This window comes from Paenibacillus sp. LjRoot153, from assembly GCF_964253085.1.
In the GTDB taxonomy this organism is placed as follows: Bacteria; Bacillota; Bacilli; order Paenibacillales; family NBRC-103111; genus Paenibacillus_E.
Window position 1 is genome coordinate 3,254,986 of the sequence record NZ_CAXUQH020000001.1, and the last position, 20,906, is coordinate 3,275,891.

Genomic DNA, 20,906 nt, shown 5'->3' on the forward strand with positions numbered 1-20,906 from the left:
AAACCAAATGGTTGTATATAATGACAAGCGAAACCAAATGGTTTCGTAAAATTACATAAGCGAGAAGAGGAGATTCGATATGTTATTCGATGCAATTAATTATTGGGCTGTGTTAGTTACTGGGATTTTATCATTAGTATTAGGCTTTCTATGGATGGCAGTGATATGGGCAAAGCCTTATCAGAAGCATATGTATGGCAAAAATTACCAAGTTCAGCTTAACGTAAGTAAAGCGGCTAAGATCCAGTCTTTTGTGATTTATATCTTTGTATCTTTCGTAACCTCTATTGCATTCGCAATATGTTTAGAGCTATGGAAAGCTGGTGGACAGGCATTTGCTTATGATGGAGAACGATTATCCAATGCCTTCTGGTTTACTATGCTGCTAGCAGCGGGCTATACACTTCCATTCACGGTTGGCAAAAAGGTGTGGCAATTCAAAAGCTGGCTTGTGGTGGCTGTTGATACCTCATATGAGATCGTTCGTTTCACGATGCTGCTACTTGTTTTCTGGTTCTGGACGTAAATGATCTGAAGATATGCTAACTTCTTCTAAGCTTATGATAAGCCTTTGAATCCTTCTCCGAGGTATAGTAAGTGTGTAGCTAAGAATACACTTACAGGAGGGGTCAGGATGAGTAAATTAACGCAAGAAGAAGTAGCATTTTATAAGAAGAATGGGTATTTACTGTATGATAAGCAGTTATTCTCCGCTGATAAATTAGCCGAGTTAACAGAGTTATTTGAGGATCAGCTGAAGCAAAAAGGCAGTAAGCTGTCTGACGAGTTAGACACGCCGCATTTCCGTGAGGATCGCTTGCTGAACTTTCTATTATCCGAAGAAGTGTTGGATCTGGTTGAGCCGATTATCGGACCTAACATTGGACTTTGGTCTTCACACTTTATTTGTAAGGATCCGTTTGTAGGCCGAGCAACGCCTTGGCATGAGGATTCTGCGTATTGGAAAGGCCGCGTCAGTAACTTCGATAACATCATTACCGTATGGTTGGCTATTGATAACAGCACAAAGGAAAATGGCTGTATGCAAGTCATTCCTGGTACGCACGCCAATGGATTTTCAGAATACGAGAATGTAGACGGTACGAAAAACCTCTTCAGTACGCAAATCAAAAATATGGACACATCCACAGCCGTTCATTTTGAGTTGCAAAGAGGTCAATGCTCGCTGCATGATTCACGTATCATTCACGGTGCTGATCCCAACAAGAGTGAATTCCGCCGCTGTGGCTATACCATGCGTTATTTCTCCACAGATACAAAGGTCTTTGAGGATAAAAACCCGAATTTCAAAGTATGGTTGGCTCGCGGCAAAGATCTAGCTGGAAATAAATATGCGAATGTAGAGTAGAAGGAATTTTGACTACCATCAGGGAAATCTTATGATATACAAAATTGGCTATAAGGAGGAAGCGGATGAAGAAACAACCGGTGAGATTAACGAATGAACAATTTATTCATCCTGCATCCTCCTTTCAAATTTATTTCCAATATATTAATGTGCACCATGAACTACATTGGCACGAATTCTATGAGCTTTGCTTTGTGGTTCGAGGCAGAGGTAAGAATATTGTGAATGGAACAGAGCATGAGCTGCAGAAAGGCAGCTTGTTTCTATTAACTCCCGCAGATTTCCACGAAATCTATTCGTATCCGAATGAGCCTATGGAGCTGTATAATCTTGTGTTTGATGAGGAATTGCTGGATCAAGAACTACGAGAGTTTATGTTTGGGCAAGTTGCGGAATATATGGTTGGCCTGAATGAGGCACATCATGAGGTCATAGAGTCTGAGTTTCAACTAATTCGTGATGAGGTTCAAATGAAGAGGCCAGGACATTCTATTTTGATCAAAGGAGCTTTCGAGCGAATCTTATTGTATTTATTTCGAACTTACCAAGAACGTAAAGGTCAGCCCGAGTTGCAGGTCACGCCGTCTCAGTCCTCAACGCTTCAGCGAGCGCTTGTTTATATGCATCATCACTTTCGGGAAGAACTTCGTTTGGAAGATGCTGCTAAGCAAGCTGGATTGGCGCCGAATTATTTTAGTCTCGTTTTTCATAAAATGACAGGTATTTCGTTCCAAATCTACTTACAAGGGTTACGGTTGCAATTTGCCAAATCACTTCTGCAAGCCTCGGATATTCCGATTACTGAAATCTGCTTCGCATCAGGGTTCAATACGTTAACGCATTTCGAAAGAGCTTTCAAGCAGAAATATGGAAGTTCACCACGAACCTTCCGTTCTATCTAAAGGTGTGTGATACTCTCCAGATGTGTATAATAGATGTATCTTATTTACACAAAGGGGATAACTTCTCATGATTACTTGCAAATCGTGTTCCAAACCAACAGAACTCCATACGCAGCGTTGTTCGCACTGTGGGGCTTTGTCTCCATACACGGTTGCTGAGAAATTCGACATGATGGCCGAGTTGGTGGAACAAGCACTGAAGCAGGAGCTCGAAGCGAGAAGAAGATTGAAGCATTAGGCGAGTAGAATGGCATAGCAGAACCAGCTGGGGCTACCCAGTGTAAGGCACCCGACATGGTCTGGTGTTTTTTTGTGTTTTAGGGATCTGAATTCTCGCCGCGAATAGATGGATTTCCTCCAGTTAATTTCCATGAAATTCCGTCAAATTGGACATTAAATGGATTTCATACAGTTAAATTTAGCCTTTATTACCGAAATGTTCATATATAGAGAAATTAATTACATAATTTCCATCTAAATCAAATTTTCGGGTATATTTCTCTAGATTAGCTGTAGGTTTTCCAGTTAATTGGCTTGAGCACCACCAACCTAACCTCCCCCTCAATAGTTACTCCAACTCTTTTTCCACGCGAGAGGTAACAATCGAAAATCGTCATGGTCGTTAATCAGCAATCAAGCGATAGAAGGACAATAGAGTCCAATAAAATGCCAAGCCAGTACATTTCAAACATCGATTATCCCTCCTATAATTAAAATGATACAAAATGTAGGATACGAGGGGGCGAACGTATGCGTTTGAAAAGCATGTGTGCAAAGCTTGTAGTAACCATTTTAGTGGTATCTATGCTCATGGGCGGTTTTGCAGGCACGCCAAAAATGAAAGCGGAATCAAATTCAGTGCTTACCCAATTTATTACACGATCAGGGGATAAATTGATGGATGGCGCCAACGAATTTCGTTTTATTGGGGCGAATGTGCCTACGCTAACGATGGTCGAGGATGGTTATTGGCAGGTTCCCACAGAATGGGAGCAGCGAGATGCATTTAAAGCTTTGCAGCAAATGGGAGCTACAGCCACGAGAACCTATGTCCTTTCTGTCAAAAAGGATACCGATTACCCTGGCATGATTCGACATGTCGTTGGACCTAATCAGTTTAATGAAGAAGCGTTTGTTGCATTAGACCGTGCGCTTGCACTTGCCAACGAGTACGGAATTCGTCTTATCATCCCTTTCGTTGATCAATATGAGTGGTGGGGCGGAATTGGTGAGTATGCCAAGTTCCACGGGAAGAGCAAGGATGCCTTCTGGACGGATCCGGACATCAAAAAGGATTTTAAAGATACGATCTCATATGTATTGCATCGTAGGAATACGATAACAAACGTGCTTTACAAGGATGATCCTGCCATTCTAGCTTGGGAGACAGGAAATGAATTAACACCTCCAACTTCTGCATGGACGTCTGAAATAGGTGCTTTTATCAAAAATATTGATAACAATCACTTGCTCATTGACGGTAAATACGGCATTGATGCCAGTTCGCTAGAGGAAAGTTCTCCTATTGATATCGTAAGTAATCATTATTATCCGAACCATTACGCTAGTTTTGCTTCTCAAGTCAATATCGATAAGAATACGGCAAAAGGGAAAAAACCATTCTATGTAGGGGAATTTGGCTTTATTCCAAAAACAGAATTGATACCTTTCTTAAACAATGTTGTTGAAAACGGTACCAGTGGTGCCCTGATTTGGAGCCTGCGGTATCACAGTGAGGATGGCGGCTTCTTCCGACATACAGAAGGCACCTATGGCGGGACTTTCTATGAAGCGTATAAATGGCCAGGCTTCCCGGCAGGCGAGCAAGGTTTTGAGGAATCATCCGTATTGGGGCTGTTACGGGATAAAGCTTATGAGATTCGCAGGATTACTTCAAAGCCAGCTCTACCACTACCTGAAGCACCGATTATGCTTCCGATTGATACGGTCTCCCGTATCGGATGGAAGGGGTCAACTGGTGCAACGGCCTATACTGTAGAACGTTCCGTGTATGTCAATGGGCCTTGGGATATTGTTGGAGCTCAGGTTTACGACGCTTACAAAACAGATTTATTTGATGATATGACCTCTGTGACAGGTGCTACGTACTTCTATCGAACGAAGGCACGAAATACCGTTGGTGAATCCACATATTCATCAGTAGTAGGCCCAGTCATCGCGAAGCATGCCATTCAGGATGAGCTCATTGATTACAGCAAAATGTATCAATTCTCAACCGATTTGAAATTTACCACAGATGATCTGGATCCAGCTTTATTCGGAGGCGATCATTATCGACTCAAGTTGCAGCCGAATGCCGTTGATCAATTCGTAGCGTATGCAATGCCATCGACACCAACGAATTCGAGTGCTTTGCGAGCATTGTCATTAAAGACTACTGCATTCCGGAAGTCGAATCATCCGAATAATGAATTCAAGTTCTGGATTTCTTCGGATGGAACCAATTACACAGAGTTTCAGGTAGAGAAATCGGATGCTGGCGGTGGTGATTGGCGTAAAATTGTGTATCAATCAAATACATTGCCTACGGATGCGAAATATTTCAAAGTAACCTTCCCAGAAGGAGATGGAGAGTCTCAACTAGGCAATATTGAAATCGTATATAACCATACAAGTGGTGAAGAGCTTATTTATAAGGATGCCATTTCAAGCGTTGCGATTACCAATGGTGTGTTGACAGACGAAATGAATAATATGCTGAAAATGGCCGACCACTCGCCTAACCTAGGGTTCGAGTCCGGGGGCACTTATTTTGGCAACGATTTGAAACGACTCGTACGAACAGCAAATAATGCGGAATCTTTCGTGTATCAAACAGCGGGGGATATGAATTATTTCGTCATGACGAGTTTTGCTAGACAAGAACCAAGTAAGTACCGGCTTCCCAATTTTACTTTTTTAACATCGCCGGATGGTGAACATTACACGAATGTTAGCCAAGTTCAAGTAGATGAGGTGCCAGGCGAGGGTTGGTGGAGCCGAATGGTATACACCGCCTACACCTTGCCAGCTGGAACGAAATATTTGAAAATTGTGTTCCCAGTTATTCCAGCGAACTTCGCTTCCGAATATTGGAGTCCACAAGTAGGTCGCATCCAAATTGGTGTGGGTTCAGAAAAGCTAGAGCCACCTTCCAACGTAAAAAGTGATATCATTGAGAACTTTGAGAGTTATACAGGCTCTGATAGTATGCTCAAAAGTGCTTATTCCGTGAATACATCCGGTTCACCACTTGAATTAAGTTTGGATAACGTTCATAAATCCGAAGGGAATTACAGTTTGAAATTGACCTCATCGCTTAGCAAAGGCTGGGGGGGCATGGAAAAGCAAATTACGAATACGGATTGGTCTGGCAGCAGCGGTATCTCTTTCTGGGTACAGCCTGCAGAAGCTTACACAGGAATATCTATTCAGTTTAATGAAGGAAGTGCTACGAAAGGTGAGGTTTGGAAAAAGGACATTGGGGTATCAGGCAGTGGGCCGCAGTTAATTAAGTTGCCTTTCAACCAATTTTATGTGCCTGACTGGTGGAAAAACTCGCATCAAGGTGTTGGGAACAATGTCGTTGATCTTTCGTCCATTACGACATTTAGTATCAACATTGATGGAGCAGCCAACGTTACACGTTCTGTCTACCTGGATGATTTCCGGTTGTATAAATCGCCTGTTGTAGACAATTACGAAGATTATGCTTCCGACAATGCGAAGTTGCAAGCCCAATATAACCGAAATTCTAGTGGGGATGCCATAACAGCAACTCTCGATGCGGAGACGAAGCAATCGGGGGCATTTGGACTCAAGCTTGCTTTTGATCTGACTGCTGCCAAAGGATATGCGGGTGTAACCAAATCCATCGGAGGTGCGGATTGGTCGGCCAACAATGGTGTCCAGCTATGGATGAAAGCAGGGGAAGCTGGACGAGGCGTTACGTATCAATTAAAGGATGCAACCGGCGAGTATTGGGAAGCCAAGGTGTATGTCAACCATACGAATGGCACGCTGATGAAGATACCTTTTGGTTCCTTCCATCTGGCAGGATGGCAATCAGTAGCGGTTGATGGGAAACTTGATTTAACGTCTGTTTCTGAATTTTCCATCTATGTGGATAGAGGTTCCGTTGGAAATGGTGCAGGAACACTGTATCTGGATGATATTCAAGCGGCTTCGCTGCGTGAGATCGATAACTTCGATTTCTATTCAACCGATGCAGGAGTCCGAGCTGATTATGTCAAAGATTCAAGCGGCGCTGAAATCACAGCTACCCTAGAAAATAGCATTAAACAAGATGGCGGGCATGCGCTTAAACTCGCCTACACATTGACAGCTGGGAAAGGCTATGCCGGTGTCAAACGGACACTCGGGAAGCTCAATATAGCGGGTGGTGGCAATGCGCTATCCTTCTGGCTGAAGTCAGATTCAATGGGGCATGGACTTACGTTCCAATTTACTGAAAGTGACGGGGATATTTGGGAAGCGCAGACGATGATGACTTCATCGGAAGCAAATGTCATTCAAATTCCGTTTGGTGGTTTCGCACGCAATCAAACATGGTCGAAGGGGGACGGCAAGCTCGATCGAGCTGAAATTGCGTCCTATGCGATTTTCGTGAATCAGGGTGCGGGGCAAGTTGGATCGAATACCATGTATATCGATTCCATCGCGATTGATCAAGTGCCGACGATTGATAATTTCGACTATTATGGCGGCGGTGAACTCGTGGCAGGCGGATCTTATTCCACGAACAAAGACGGTGGGACAGTTACATTAACACCGGTCGCAGATCAGAAAGAGGCTGGACCTTTCGGAGGCAAATATGTGTATGAGCTGCCAACGGCATCGAAGAATTTCGCCGGCGTGAATAAAAAGCTCGATGCTTTAGACTGGAGAGCGTATGAAGGCATACGTTTCTGGTTGAAAAAGGATGCCTCCAATCGTAAGTTGACGATACAATTCCTAGAGTCAGATGGCTCAGCTTGGGAGTCTTATATCGAGCTGGGCGATGACAAATCAAGTGTGATTAAGCTGCCATTTAGTAAGTTTACCAAAGCACCATGGAGCTCAAGCGGTGACAATGTCATCAATTTGGATGCGATTAAAGAGTTCTCGATTTATGTGAATCAAGGAGCACAAGGCGCAATCGGCCAAGGGACGCTGTATTTCGATACCATTAAAGTTTATAAAACAGGGGAGGAACCAGATCCATTAGATCCTGTCGATCCTGTCGATCCTGTAGATCCCGTAGATCCAGTAGATCCCGTAGATCCTGTCGACCCGGTAGATCAAGGAGATACTAGCTCATCCTCACCTGGAGCTACAATACCTGCACCAACCGTTTTGGAGAAAGCCAATCAAATTGAGTTGACGAATGAGGCATTCAAACGCCAAACGGTCACTGATAGCCAAGGTATAGACGTACGTCAAGCCATCATTCAAGAAGCGGATTTGAAAAAGGCTTTGGAGCTTCTGTTGACGAAAGAGCACGGGACGCCACTTGTTTTGGCATACAGCATGAAGGAAACGGATGAAGTTGTGCTTCCAAGTTCGTTACTGTCCAAAGCACTTGCAGCTAATCCTGTTGCACTCGCCAATACAGTGGTTACTCTGAAAAACGAAGCGGGTTCTTACGAGATCCCACTCCAAATGCTATCTAACCCTGCCATACTGAAAGCGATTGGTACAGATACTGGGGATGCTAGCTTGCATGTAGCAATCACGCCAGTATCTGCGGAGCAAGCTGACCAAGTTCGCAAAGCAGCTGAAAAGCAAGGCATAACATTGATCGGTACGCCGGTATCTTTCCGCTTGCTTGTGTCTAGTGGAGGCAAACAAACCGAAATTGATAATTTTGGGTCGTTATTCCTTACTCGGAGCATCTTAACGAATAGCCTTAGCGATCTGTCTTCTGCTACAGTTGTCGTTATTGACGAAATAACAGGAGCGATGACGTTTGTACCAGCCTCTTTCCATCAGCATGAGAATGGGGTAGAAGCGGTATTAAGCAGAAATGGGAATAGCCTATATGCAATTGTCTCCCATCAAGCTCATTTCACGGATGTTCCGCTTACACATTGGGCTCAGTCTGCGATTGGAGCTCTAGCTTCCAAACTGCTGGTGACTGGCATGACGGACACCACGTTCGCACCGGATCGCGCAGTCACACGAGCAGAGTTTACCACAATGCTGGTGAAAGCGATGGGGATCGTACCGTCGAAAGGTACGCAAGCCAAATTCACTGATGTAGGCGCACAGGATTGGTATGCCTCAGTGATCCATGCTGCAAGTGAGTTAGGTCTGGTGGATGGCTTCGAAGACCACAGCTTCCAGCCAAATGCGACCATCACGCGTGAGCAGATGGCGGTTATGCTCAGTCGAGCACAAGCATTAACGAAGTTGTCGCAAACGGTGAAGCCTGCTGCAACAATCACATTCACAGACGCTGCTTCCATGTCTTCATGGTCAGAGGCATCAATACGTCAAGCGACAGCCGCAGGGTTATTAAGCGGCAATCCGGACGGATCCTACCGACCGCAAGCTGTTGCAACTCGTGCTGAAGCTGCCATTGTCTTTTATAACCTGCTGCATAAGCTCGATATAGTAAAATGAGTGAAATGGGGGCTTCGGCCCCCGTTAATTTAGCTCTTTTCCACCGAAAAGTGGAAATACAGTACAAGGAAAAACAAATGCGTGCCATTTTACTCGAGGCATGGACGTTTTATAATAAAAATGTAAGCGCTACACAAACTAGTTCATTGGGGGAAATAGGATGAAGAAGACATTAGTAGCCACAACATCGATTTGTTTGCTCACAACTTTACTCGCAGCATGCGGATCGGAATCCACAACTACAACAGCTAGCCCAACACCTGCAGCGAAAGCTACGACGGCGGCGGCTACACCAGCAGCGACGGAAGCTCCCAAAGCAGCGAATCCGAATGATGATATTAAAGGTAAGATCGTGTTTGCGACGAACCGCACAGACTTAATAGATACGAAGCTGAAAGAATATCGCGAAGCGTTCAAGAAAAAGTTCCCGAATGCGGATGTAGAATTCGAAGCGCTGAAAGATTATGAAGCCGCTATCAAATTACGCTTGGCCACGGCGGAAGTGCCAGACGTTGTTTTGATTCCGAACATTCCGAATACACAGCTCCCTGATTATTTTGCCCCACTGGATGACCTCGGTTTGAATGATAAAATCCGCTTTAAAGACTACAAAACAGCGAACGGCGGCACCTATGGTCTCGTAACAGGCGGTTCCACTACAGGGATTGTGTACAACAAGAAAGCATTCGCTGATGCCGGTATTACAGCGCTTCCGAAGACACTCGATGAATTCTATGCGGCATCTGAGAAGCTGAAAGCGAAGGGAATTGTACCTCTTGCAACCAACTACAAGGACAAATGGCCGCTTTACACATGGCAGCACGTAGCGGTAGCGATGTCCGGCAATCCGAACTTCTGGAATGATCGCATTAAGCAGGAGAACGCTTTTGACCCGAATGGCGCCTTCGCCAAGTCACTAGGTATCCTCAAAACGATGATCAGCAAGGGTTATGTGGAGAAAGATATCAACTCTTCCAACTGGGAGCAATCCAAGAAGGATGTAGCCTCTGGTAAAATGGCAATGTACCTCTTGCCGAACTGGGTTATCCCACAAGTTATTGAAAATGGTACAGAAAGTGCAAACGTAGGCTTCTTCCCAATGCCTTTCGATAACTCAGGTAAGCTGACTACATTAATGACACCTGATTATTTCTATGCAGTAAGCAAAAACAGCAAAAACCTCAAAACGGCAAAAGCTTTCGTGAAATGGTTAATTGAGGATTCTGGTTATGATGATTTCGCTGGCTTCATTCCATCATTGAAGGATAAGAAGTCCTCGGTTACGCAACTGTCTGACTTCTTGGCAACGAAAGACTTGAATTTCGTTGAAATCGCTGCGGATAACAGTGACGCTATGGCGATCCAAAACAAAGCACAAATCGACCTTAACGATATCGCACAAGAAGTAGCAGTAACGGATGTGGCCAAAGTATTTGATAAATACAACAAAAAATGGGTAGAAGCAAAGAAAGCGCTCGGTAAGTAAGCGATAATCGTAAGAGGGCTGAATGATCATTCGCAAGCATTCAGTCCTCTTTTTCAAATTAAAGAGCAATGAGGTATGGAGATGAGCTACCAACAACAAAAAATTACCTTAATATTATCGTTCCTTATCGTGCCACTCACGCTGCTTTTGACATTTACCTACTATCCAGCCTTTAGGCTCATTTACTTAAGCTTTACGTCATGGGATGGATTAACACCGGTTAAAACGTGGGTTGGATTTTCAAATTACAAAGAAATTATGGGGAATATGGAAGTCTTCTATGTTTTCCTTCATAATGTTGCGTACTTCGTAGGTGGCATTCTGCAAAATGTTATTGCCTTTTTCTTCGCGGTACTGTTGAACAGTAAGCTCAAGGGACGTAACGTGTTTCGGACGATATTATTCCTGCCCTACATTATGAATGGGGTCGCTGTAGCGTTTATGTTCGGCTATGTTTTCGATACCAACACAGGTTCCTTGAATTATTTCTTAAGTTTGCTAGGCATGGATCCGATTTCCTGGTTAGGTAAGCCAGGTCTTGTCAACGTATCTTTAGCTTCAATCGGTGTGTGGAAATTTATGGGTTTTAATATGGTTGTATACTTAGGGGCACTTCAGTCGCTCCCTGAAGATCTCTATGAAGCAGCAAAAATAGACGGTGCACGAAGATTCCAAGTGCTTCGCTACATTACAATACCTGGTATGAGGAAAATTATCGAGCTTAATCTGTTTCTGACTGTGATTGGGGCATTGGAGGTATTCGACCTTCCCTTCGTCTTAACCAAAGGCGGCCCTTTGGCGGCAAGTAAAACGTATGTTCAGCAAACAGTGGAGACCGCGTTTCAATATAACAACTTTGGACTCGCTTCAGCGATGAGTGTACTACTGATGATCGTCGTGATTGTCGTAGTATCCGCACAACGGAGAATTGTCGGAGGAAAGGAGGAGTGACACCATGAAACCAAGACCCATCACATCGACAGTGAAATACACGCTTCTGTCCTTGGCAAGCCTGATTATCTTTTTCCCCTTGTATATCTTGGGTGTAAACGCGTTTAAGGGGAGCAAGGAATATGGCATGTCCAGCACGTTTTCACTGCCGAACTCCTTTCTTAATTTTGAGAATTTCCAGATCGTGTTTGAACGGGGGAACCTTGGGCAGGCGTTTCTGAATACGACAATTGTGATTGGCTTATCATTAATCGGGAATATCGTCATGGGGACAATGGTGGCGTACGTGCTCGGGCGCTTCAAATTTCCTGGCCGCTTTCTCATTCTTGGGCTCTATACCGGAGCGGCGATAATTCCAGCGATCACAACACAGGTGGCGATTTTCTCTATAATCAAATGGTTAGGTTTATTCAACACGCATTTCGCCCCAGTCCTCTTGTACATTGGAGCGGATGTTGTCCAAATTTATATCTTGCTGCAGTTCATTCGTAATATCCCATATGAACTTGATGAGAATGCGATGATCGAAGGTTTATCCCTGTATGGTATCTTCTATCGCATTATCATTCCGCTTCTGACACCAGCCATTTCGACGGTCATTATTCTAAAAACAATTTCGATTTATAATGATATGTACACGCCATATTTGTATATGCCTTCGCAGAAGCTAGGTGTGGTTTCGACAACCTTGATGAAATTTACAGGTACGAATAGCGCCGAGTGGCAATTGATCTGTGCGGCCATTCTTATCATCCTACTTCCGACGGTCTTGTTGTATTTGTTCCTGCAACGGTACATTTTCTCCGGAATTACGAATGGATCTGTGAAGTAAAATGCTAGCAGGACACAGCTGTTTGTGAGTCGAAATAGTAACCCAAGGCCCTTACTATAGAGCCATGGGTTTTCTTGGATTTTAAAAAGAAAGGGCTTACATTCCTGCGAAAGAGCTGGGGGGAACTTGTTGTGCGAAGCGAAATATGGCATTGGATTGTGAGGCTATCACTAACTCAAAAGCTGATTACGGTTTTTGTTATTTTGATCACAGTGCCGATTGTTACGATCTCGATGATCTCCTATTCGAGTTATTCAAAGTCGATTGAAAAGAATACGGCCCTCTATGTGAACCAGATTTCACAGAAAATTTTGGAACGGGTAGACCAGTACGTCTCGGATATTAAGCGTGTGACGGGCAGCCAGATTTATATGCAGGATATTCAGGAGTCCCTCGCCAATCCCAATAAAACGGTGGAAGAAAATAACCGCCTCCAGAACTTCGTCAAAGGTTTGAACAGCTTGAAGAATGATACGGAGTCCGTGTACATATTCGATAATTATGGCAACATGTACGACAGTACCAAAAATGATACGATCCGGGCCGACATCCGGCAGCAGGCCGTCGATTTACGACAACAAGTGCGGAATGCGCAGGGCTCCTCCATTGTCATCTCCACACAGAAAATAACCGTTGGTCATACGGATAAATATTATTTCTCGATTGCGCGAGAATTGAAGAATACGAATTCATTAGAAGGCATTGGCATGATTATCTTTGACTCCAGAATTCAAGTCATCGGGGATGCCGTTCGTGAGTTAGATGAGGTTACCAAAGGTCGGACGATGGTACTTGATGATCAGAATACGGTGATCTACGATAGCGAGCAGAAATGGATATCTACGAATGTTGCTGGCAATGAACTCGTACAAAAAGCCGTTGGGGCACAAGGCAGCTATAAGATGACGATCGAAGGGAAGTCGTATTTAACCTCATATACAACGTCTGAAGTAACGGGTTGGAAGCAAATTGTATTCATTCCTGTGGATCATTTGACAGAGGAAACGCGGGTAACGAGGGATTTCACGATGATTCTCGTCTTGCTTTCGATTACTGTGGCCTTAGTGACTTCAGCTATCATTGCCATTGCGTTGACGCGGCCATTGCGTACTTTAATGAGGACAATGAAACAGGTTAACAAGGAGAATCTGGACGTTCAAATTCCGGTGAAGTATTCGGACGAGTTTGGCATACTGGCGAAGCATTTTAATAATATGATTAGACGAATTAATGAGCTGGTGGAAGAAGTCTATCAGACGCAAAATCGCAAAAGGGAGGCTGAACTAAGGTCGCTGCAGCATCAAATTAACCCTCATTTCATCTATAACACGCTGGAAGTGATCCGTATGACGGCTGAAGTTAAGCGAGATTATGAGATTTCGGAAATGACCTACAATTTGGGGGAGCTGCTGCGGTATGGCATTTTGCGTGGTACGGATCAGGTGACGATTCATAAGGAATTGGATCATTTGGAGAAATATTTGGCACTGCAAAACTTTCGATTCTCCAAAGATATTCAGCTGGAGTTAAACATCAGCGAGGCTCATCTGAGCTACCCGGTTATTAAACTATTATTTCAACCTATCGTGGAAAATGCCATTCTGCATGGTTTTGAAATGAAGGAAGAGAATTGTCTAATTACAATTAGCTCTTACGTCGATAAGCAAGCGATCTATTTTACCGTTCGGGATAACGGGTGCGGCATGGAAGATGTGCAGCTGAAAATCATTCGGAATGCCATGCAAGGCTTGCGGCAAGAAAATCGCAATAACATCGGGATTGCCAACGTGAATGAGCGAATTATTTTGCAATATGGTGCTTCATATGGTTTGCAAGTGAGCAGTGAAATCGGGGTCGGCACTACCGTAACGATTGTCCTACCCGTTCTGGAAGCTTGGAAGGAGAGCGCTTAAGATGACGATGAAAATGTTGATAGTCGATGATGAACAGCGGATTCGATTAGGACTTCAAGCCATGGTTGAGGCGATGGATTTACCTATTGAAATTATAGGGTTGTGTGCAAATGGGATTCAAGCGATGGATAAAATGAGTGGCTGGGAACCTGCGGATTGCAAGATACTCCTGACCGATATCAAAATGCCCATGATGGACGGGATGAAGCTGATCGAACGAACAAGGGCAGAGCATCCGGATGCTCATATTATTCTTTTAAGTGGATTTAACGAATTCGAGTATGCCCGTCAAGCGATTCGATTCGGTGTGGAAGAATATTTGTCGAAGCCGGTGAACAAGAAGGATTTATTTCAAGTTTTGAAGCGAGTTGGGGAGCGTTTTACAGTGCTGGATTCATCTGAAAAGGAAGCGCTTGATCTCGTAACTGTGGAACCTAAGGTGCACAAGAAGCAAATCATTGCGGATGTCATCCGTATGCTGGAGTCAGATCTGAATCAAGCCTTTGAGTTGAATGAGCTTTCCGCTAAAGTAGGTTTGAATCCTAGTTATTTGTGCAAATTGTTCAAAAGGGAAACGAAGAAGACGATCACCGACTACGTGACTGATCTACGAATCGTGAAAGCGAAGCATATCTTGGAGGATTACCCGGATGTGAAAATGTACGAAGTAGGCTCGCTTGTGGGTTACTCGGATCCGGTTTATTTCACGAAGTTGTTCAAAAAGTCCGTCGGTATGACACCAAAAGAATATCAAATCGGACAGTGTGCTTTTGGCAACCAAAATGCTTGTTTAGACTAAAGATTTTCGTTAACCATTGCAGTAAAGTAAGGGTATGAAAGTTACTTGAGGGGGTTGTTCACATGAGCCAACAAAAGATCCATATACCGGAAGCCGATGCTTTATTGCAAGATGAAATTACGAGTGAACAAGCACAGTTTTTCTTAGAAAATGGTTTCCTTGTTATTCGTAATGTGGTAGTTGGAGAGGAGCTTCGACTCTTACAGGAGCAAACGATGAAGGCCGTAGAAATTGGGATGGCTGGCAGCGATGATGAGGATTATATGTACCGTGTGAGGAAAAATGGTGAACGCAAATATTGGCGGACCGAGTATATTATTGACAAGCAAGAGGCGAATAAGGCGTTGCTTGCGCATCCGTTTATTTTACGATCTGTAGCGAAGATTCAAGGAGTTAACTTCATTCCTACCTGGGATTCCTTAGTTGTGAAAATTCCAAATCAAGCGGCCAGCGTGCCTTGGCATCGCGATGCGTTAGTGCCTGAGGGCTGTACAGATCCGAGACCGATTTTCAATGTTGATTTTTATTTGGATGAGGCGGATCTGAAGTCATGCTTGTGGGTTATTCCTGGTTCGAATCATTGGGCAGTTGATGTTGCCGAGGAACGCTGCGCGCTTCCAGGCTTTGATGTCAGCGATGCTGTACCCGTGCCAATGAATCCTGGGGATGTCATTTTCCACAATATTCAGCTGCTGCATGGCTCACCTGAGGGAGATGGCAATGCGCTTCGCCGTACCGTGTACTACGAGTTCCGCCCTGGTGAAATCGAAGCGGAATTTGGTCCGCATACGCTAGAGTATTTATCGTTGAAGCAGCATTTGCTCGTCGATTGCATCGAAAAGCGCAAAGAAGCGGCCTATACGTCGGGAGAAACTCCGTATGACTATCAGCCGAAAGGCGCTTTCGCGATAGGTACGAAGCGGGTGCCAACGACGTATCGGTATACGCATACGGAATATTGGCGTGCTTAAGTAAAGATAGGTGAAAACAAGGCTGTTCCTCCAAGTAGATGAATCTAAGGGGGGACGGCCTTTTTGTTGTGTGGGCGATGAGGCGGCAATCTCCGACCTGTGGTAATAACTGGATTTAATACAGTTAAATCCTAGGGAAATCCTCACTTTAGGCGATTAGATGGAAAATCTACAGTTAATTAGTGGGAATTTGGCCGAAATGGGTAGAAAGGACATATTTAGCAACATAAAATCCAGTTAATTTCATTTATTGCGTAAATTACGCTGAAATAGCTATAGATTTTCCAGTTATTAGTGTTGGAGGGGGAGGGGCAGCCCCGAAAAGTCGCCGCCACCATCTCGATCCAACCTCGACCAGTCGCTATCCCAGCCCCCTCCCGACGATCTAAGAATAGATCAAATTCGAACAAAACTGAGTTAAACTTTGCCCCGTTTTTTTCTTGAACATGCGTCCGAATGTATGGACATCCGAATAGCCGACGCGATCTGCAATTTCACTGAAGGAAAGGCTGCTGTGTATGGCTAATTCTTTTGCCTTGTTGATGCGAATCCACGTCAAATACTGCATAGGAGACATGCCGACATGTTGGCGGAATAAGGTCAAAATGTAATTTTTGCTGAGCCCAGAAACATCTTCCAGTTCTCTAATTTGAATTTCGCGGCTGTAGTGCTCAGTGAGATAGTTTTTGATTAAGACGAGTTTGGGCATCGTGAGTGCATCCGTTTTGGCGCGGGTTGAACCCGATTCGAAAGCTTGCGCGGCTTCAGCAAGGATACGCATGAGTAAGCTTTGACAGTGCATTTGATGAACAAGTCCTGGCTGGCGGTAATGCGAAACAAGTTGGGATAACATCGTTTCTACCGGATGATCCGCGAAATTACCAAGCAGATGCTTATGTTTGAAGATATCTTCGTATGGGAACGCAGACGTACCGAAATGAAAGACAAGTGAAATGCATACATAAGGACTATGATCTTCTTTAATAATCGAGTGACGTTCATTCGGACGATGAAATAAGAGATCACCGCGGCGCGTCTCGTAGGGGATGTCTTCAACAGGATAATGAGCAAAACCATCCACAACATATTGTAAAATGAACTGCGTCATCTCTCGGTTGCGTATCGCCCATCCCTGCGGAGCATGGAACATATGGGCCAACGTAATGTAAGGCGGGAAATGATAATCCGCAAGCATACCGATCGTTTCGACCGGCTGCATGGTTGTCAGGTTGGGAGCCATCTGATCAGCACCTTTCTCAATGCTAATTATAGCATGTGGGGGTGAATTTGCAGAGTGCCTTTGGCAACAGGAGATGGTGTGTTAGGTGATGGGAGAGATATAATAACTTAATTGAGAACGTCGGTCCGTAGGTGAGGATTATGGCTCTTTTGCTTTCAATTGATCTGAATTTCAAGTGCAAATCTAGCTGCTTTTAGGTGTGTGGTATGTGTCCATGTCGCTCGTTCGCATATCGTTTGTGTGAAGTGTGTATGTTGGCGGGGATGATGTGTGGAGTAGCTAGGTTTTGAGGTAATAGTCTTTAGTGGATGAGGATGAGTTTATGCCGTGGGACGAAGTGGAGGGGATGAACGAGGCGAAGGGGAGAGCGCCTATTTAGGGCGCTAAAGTCAGTTTCGCCTGCCGTCGCGCGAGGAATAAGGCCCTTCTTGGGCCTTAAAGTGCGCGAAGCGCCAGAAAAGCGAGCGCGGCGAAGGCAATAGCGCCTATTTAGGGCGCTAAAGTCAGTTTCGCCTGCCGTCGCGCGAGGAATAAGGCCCTTCTTGGGCCTTAAAGTGCGCGAAGCGCCAGAAAAGCGAGCGCGGCGAAGGCAATAGCGCCCATTTAGGGCGCTAAAGTCAGCCCGTCAGCCAGCGCACCAGAAAATAAGGCCCCTTCTGGGCCTTATTCCGCTTGCAGTATCAGCATGCTTACCGCGCAGCCGCCCCGCCAACAAAAAACTCCAGCCCCCACAAGGGGCTGAAGCTCTATCAGTTCCTTAATCCGTTACCTTCTGCATTTTCCCCGGATTATTGATCTTATAAGGCACCGGATGCTTGCTCAGCTTCTTCGCGACGATTTTGCACTCGAAAATGACGGTGTCGCCGACGGCGAGCTCGAGCTTTTTGAGCGTTGCGCTGTGGCTCGACCACGCGGTGCCGACTTCAATTGCTGGATCCAGAATGGATACAGCTTCATAGATGATAACTTCATCATCGGTGTCTGAGAAGTTGTTCGGTACGGTCGTAAACTCGGTAACTGTGGCCTTCATTTTCACTTTTTCTTCAGGAAGCTCCAGTTTAGGGGCTTTCTCTTTTTTCGTTTTTTCCTTAGCAGGCGCTTTCTCAGCAGGAGCTGCTTGTCCATCTTCAGAAATAACTTCAGCTTTCACCTTTTTTGCTGATTTAGCTGGCTTTTCTTCCGGCTCAGCAGTCTCCAATTCGTCCGTTACGGCAGCATCTTCAGTTAGAGCCGCACCACGCTGGCTATAGTTCGCAGCCTGCATTTCCTTCAAATAGGAGGGATGAATGCAGTGCAGCTGATTCGTATCCAATTCAATGACAGCCGTCATGGGATCCACGAGACCGACGATATTGCATGCTATATTAAGGCTATTCCCTTTATAGAAGAAGGCTTTCGCTTTTACCGCTTTTTCAGAAACTAAACCCCATTCTTTACATTGCTCGATCAGCTCGGACTCTTCATCAAAACGAGTAAACGCAGCTGGTTCAATCGCGAACGCATAAGCCATATGTAATCAACCTTTCTATTCTATATAGACGGAAGTTTATTTCACTTCTTCCTCATTGTCTTCTTCTTTATCTAATTCTGTGTCCTCTTCTTGCTCATCATCGTCTTCCAATTCTTCCTCTTCTAAACGGAAATCATCGGTCTTTTCCCCGTCTTCCCAAATTTCCACAAAGAGTGCATCGCAATTTTCAAAATCAGCTGGTTTAAACGCGAGCGCTTTTTCCTCGTCGGGACCGACATAAACATTCTCAAGTGTTTCCCCATCAAAAGAGAGGATGACATAGATTTTCATAGGCAAGGTATGCCTCCTAGTAAGTGATAAGCAATATTATAACATACCGAGTGAATTGTTCGCATGAGAAGCGATTGATCTTTCATATACATCTATATAGCCTGTATTCCCGGATCGGAAAATGTCTCGCTCAGGATCCGTTAACAGTGTGATGTGAAGGAGGAGTTCCAAGGATGGCGTTGCTAGTCATATGTGTCCTAGGGTGTCTGTCTGGTTTCATGATCTTCAGAAGACAAGTGATACCCCGCAGCACCGATCAAGCTCTGAATGAAGTTAAGTTGTCTATCATTATTCCAGCTAGGAATGAAGCGGACAATCTCCCTCACCTTCTTCATGCATTGAAAATTCAAACCTTGGAACCCTATGAAGTCATCGTGGTGGATGATTTTTCGGAGGATCACACGAAGGAAATCGCTAAAGATTACGGTGTTACCGTGATTTCCAATCCCAAGCTGCCTGACGGGTGGACGGGCAAAAACTGGGCCGTATGGAACGGCTATTCCCACGCCACCGGCGATCTCATTGCTTTCCTGGATGCAGATATTCGATTTGCACCGCGGGCATTAGAATGTTTGGTAAAAGCGCGGAATAAATTAGGTGGAGTATTGTCAATCGTTCCCTACCATTACACGGAGAATCTAAGAGAGAGACTAGCGCTCATCTTTAATGTGCTCGGTGTATTTGCGTTTACGTCTCCTTTTGAGAAAAATAATAATCAGAAAGGCCTCTATGGGTCTTGTATTTTAACGACTAGGGAAGATTACGAATCGGTCAAAGGCCATGAAGGCATCAAATCGGAAATGCTGGATGACCTGAATCTCGGTGCTACGTATGCAAGGGCAGGCATCTTAGTGAACAATTTTATCGGTTATGGGCTAGTCTCTTTTCGGATGTATCCTCAGGGGTTAAAAAGTCAGATCCAAGGCTTCGGCAAAGGCGCTGTCCTAGGCACATCTAAACTCAAAGCAGGTACCCTTACACTTACCGCGATTTGGGTCATTGGGCTGATCCTCTCAGCAGCTTTCCCTTTTTTCCTAACGACATCATGGGGCATTCCGCTTTTAATCGGCTACCTCTTGTACATGGCACAGCTCTTTTATTTTGTAAAATACGTTGGAATTTTCGGCATTGTTACGCCTGTGCTACACATTGTGTCCACGTTATTTTTCATTATGGTCATGCTGTACTCGATGTATCAGGTCGTATTTCTAGGGCATGTGGCCTGGAAAGGGCGGCACGTCAAAGTAGGAAGCAGGCGAAAGCAATGATCATCGTTTGGACGATTTGTGCTTTTGTATCAGGTGCGCTCATGTTTAGTTATTGGTTAGGTCGGTTAGCTCGGAAAAACTTGAAAACCGTCGGGGACGGCAACCCAGGTGCCCTTAATTTGTGGAAAGCGGCGGGATATCGGCTGGGCATTGCGGGGGTATTGCTCGATTTTATCAAAGGGTATCTCATCATTCTATTGGCAGTGGAAGTTGGCGGGATGACGGGATATGCTTTGATTCCTATCGGATTGGCGCCAATTTTTGGGCATGCGTTTTCGCCATTTTTGCGTGGAAAAGGGGGCAAAGCCATCGCCGTCACTTTCGGCGTTTGGAGCGGATTGACACAGTTTGAAGTGTCACTTGCGTTAGCGATTATTTTGGCAGTCATGCTAGGTGGGATGAAGGTCATTAACAAATGGAAACCGATATCGTCGGAGGTAGATGGTCAGCAGGTTGTAATCGGGATGCTGCTTTTGGGCGTTTATCTGTACGTGAGGGATGCGGCGGCGATGCTGTTGTGGATATGGGTAGGTAATACACTTCTCATCATGTTCAAGCATCATAAAGAGTTGACTGCTTTGTTGCTTAAAAAGAAGAAGGAGCACTCAGGAACTCGGCCTTGAAATGTACGTTTTTATAACGCGATCCCTCAGGAGGAGAATCATATTTGTTTTGCGAAGTGTTCTAGATTTTGATATTGTGAAGAAGCAATCATATAAAGCGTGAAGCACACGCCGCTAGCTCCTATTT

The 20,906-nt window shown here is 44.7% G+C and carries 16 protein-coding genes; 13 read left to right on the plus strand and 3 right to left on the minus strand.

Annotation, left to right across the window (positions count from 1 at the left end):
* The first annotated feature begins 79 nt into the window (after nucleotides 1–79).
* From ACSQ8P_RS13545 to ACSQ8P_RS13595, 11 genes are all read left to right on the plus strand, one after another.
* The gene (locus ACSQ8P_RS13545; RefSeq protein ID WP_436235672.1) at nucleotides 80–526 is read left to right on the plus strand and encodes a DUF1761 domain-containing protein; all 447 of its coding nucleotides are present in this window, start codon (nucleotides 80–82) and stop codon (nucleotides 524–526) included.
* 108 nt (nucleotides 527–634) lie between these two features.
* The gene (locus ACSQ8P_RS13550) at nucleotides 635–1,369 is read left to right on the plus strand and encodes a phytanoyl-CoA dioxygenase family protein (protein ID WP_436235673.1); all 735 of its coding nucleotides are present in this window, start codon (nucleotides 635–637) and stop codon (nucleotides 1,367–1,369) included.
* A gap of 65 nt (nucleotides 1,370–1,434) precedes the next feature.
* Complete coding sequence (locus ACSQ8P_RS13555; protein WP_436235674.1) at nucleotides 1,435–2,271, plus strand: helix-turn-helix domain-containing protein; 837 nt, start codon at nucleotides 1,435–1,437, stop codon at nucleotides 2,269–2,271.
* A gap of 67 nt (nucleotides 2,272–2,338) precedes the next feature.
* Nucleotides 2,339–2,509, plus strand: a complete 171-nt coding sequence (locus ACSQ8P_RS13560; protein ID WP_436235675.1) for a hypothetical protein — start codon at nucleotides 2,339–2,341, stop codon at nucleotides 2,507–2,509.
* A 512-nt stretch (nucleotides 2,510–3,021) separates the two neighbouring features.
* A complete protein-coding gene (locus ACSQ8P_RS13565) occupies nucleotides 3,022–8,895 on the plus strand; it encodes a carbohydrate binding domain-containing protein (protein WP_436235676.1) in 5,874 nt (1,957 codons plus the stop codon).
* Nucleotides 8,896–9,055: 160 nt separating this feature from the next.
* Nucleotides 9,056–10,381, plus strand: coding sequence for an ABC transporter substrate-binding protein (locus tag ACSQ8P_RS13570; protein WP_436235677.1), 1,326 nt, complete (start codon nucleotides 9,056–9,058; stop codon nucleotides 10,379–10,381).
* Between the two features lie 81 nt (nucleotides 10,382–10,462).
* On the plus strand, nucleotides 10,463–11,332 hold the full coding sequence (locus ACSQ8P_RS13575; RefSeq protein WP_436235678.1) for a carbohydrate ABC transporter permease: 870 nt from the start codon (nucleotides 10,463–10,465) through the stop codon (nucleotides 11,330–11,332).
* Between the two features lie 4 nt (nucleotides 11,333–11,336).
* Complete coding sequence (locus ACSQ8P_RS13580; protein WP_436235679.1) at nucleotides 11,337–12,164, plus strand: carbohydrate ABC transporter permease; 828 nt, start codon at nucleotides 11,337–11,339, stop codon at nucleotides 12,162–12,164.
* A 131-nt stretch (nucleotides 12,165–12,295) separates the two neighbouring features.
* Entirely contained in the window at nucleotides 12,296–14,077 is a 1,782-nt protein-coding gene (locus ACSQ8P_RS13585) for a sensor histidine kinase (RefSeq protein ID WP_436235680.1), read from the plus strand.
* A 1-nt stretch (nucleotide 14,078) separates the two neighbouring features.
* Nucleotides 14,079–14,876, plus strand: a complete 798-nt coding sequence (locus tag ACSQ8P_RS13590; protein WP_436235681.1) for a response regulator transcription factor — start codon at nucleotides 14,079–14,081, stop codon at nucleotides 14,874–14,876.
* A 62-nt stretch (nucleotides 14,877–14,938) separates the two neighbouring features.
* Nucleotides 14,939–15,847, plus strand: coding sequence for a phytanoyl-CoA dioxygenase family protein (locus ACSQ8P_RS13595; RefSeq protein ID WP_436235682.1), 909 nt, complete (start codon nucleotides 14,939–14,941; stop codon nucleotides 15,845–15,847).
* A 385-nt stretch (nucleotides 15,848–16,232) separates the two neighbouring features.
* Here the strand turns inward: ACSQ8P_RS13595 and ACSQ8P_RS13600 are convergent, their stop codons facing one another.
* From ACSQ8P_RS13600 to ACSQ8P_RS13610, 3 genes are all read right to left on the minus strand, one after another.
* Complete coding sequence (locus ACSQ8P_RS13600; RefSeq protein ID WP_436235683.1) at nucleotides 16,233–17,066, minus strand: helix-turn-helix transcriptional regulator; 834 nt, start codon at nucleotides 17,064–17,066, stop codon at nucleotides 16,233–16,235.
* Nucleotides 17,067–17,844: 778 nt separating this feature from the next.
* Nucleotides 17,845–18,597, minus strand: coding sequence for a hypothetical protein (locus tag ACSQ8P_RS13605; RefSeq protein ID WP_436235684.1), 753 nt, complete (start codon nucleotides 18,595–18,597; stop codon nucleotides 17,845–17,847).
* 36 nt (nucleotides 18,598–18,633) lie between these two features.
* A complete protein-coding gene (locus ACSQ8P_RS13610; RefSeq protein WP_436239521.1) occupies nucleotides 18,634–18,888 on the minus strand; it encodes a hypothetical protein in 255 nt (84 codons plus the stop codon).
* Nucleotides 18,889–19,061: 173 nt separating this feature from the next.
* On the opposite strand from ACSQ8P_RS13610, the gene ACSQ8P_RS13615 reads away from it, so the two are divergent.
* Together ACSQ8P_RS13615 and ACSQ8P_RS13620 are read left to right on the plus strand one after the other, a co-directional pair.
* A complete protein-coding gene (locus tag ACSQ8P_RS13615; RefSeq protein WP_436235685.1) occupies nucleotides 19,062–20,156 on the plus strand; it encodes a glycosyltransferase family 2 protein in 1,095 nt (364 codons plus the stop codon).
* Nucleotides 20,153–20,779: a glycerol-3-phosphate acyltransferase gene (locus tag ACSQ8P_RS13620; protein ID WP_436235686.1), complete on the plus strand. Its 627-nt coding sequence runs from the start codon at nucleotides 20,153–20,155 to the stop codon at nucleotides 20,777–20,779. The genes ACSQ8P_RS13615 and ACSQ8P_RS13620 overlap by 4 nt, the downstream gene beginning before the upstream one ends.
* Nucleotides 20,780–20,906: the final 127 nt, after the last annotated feature.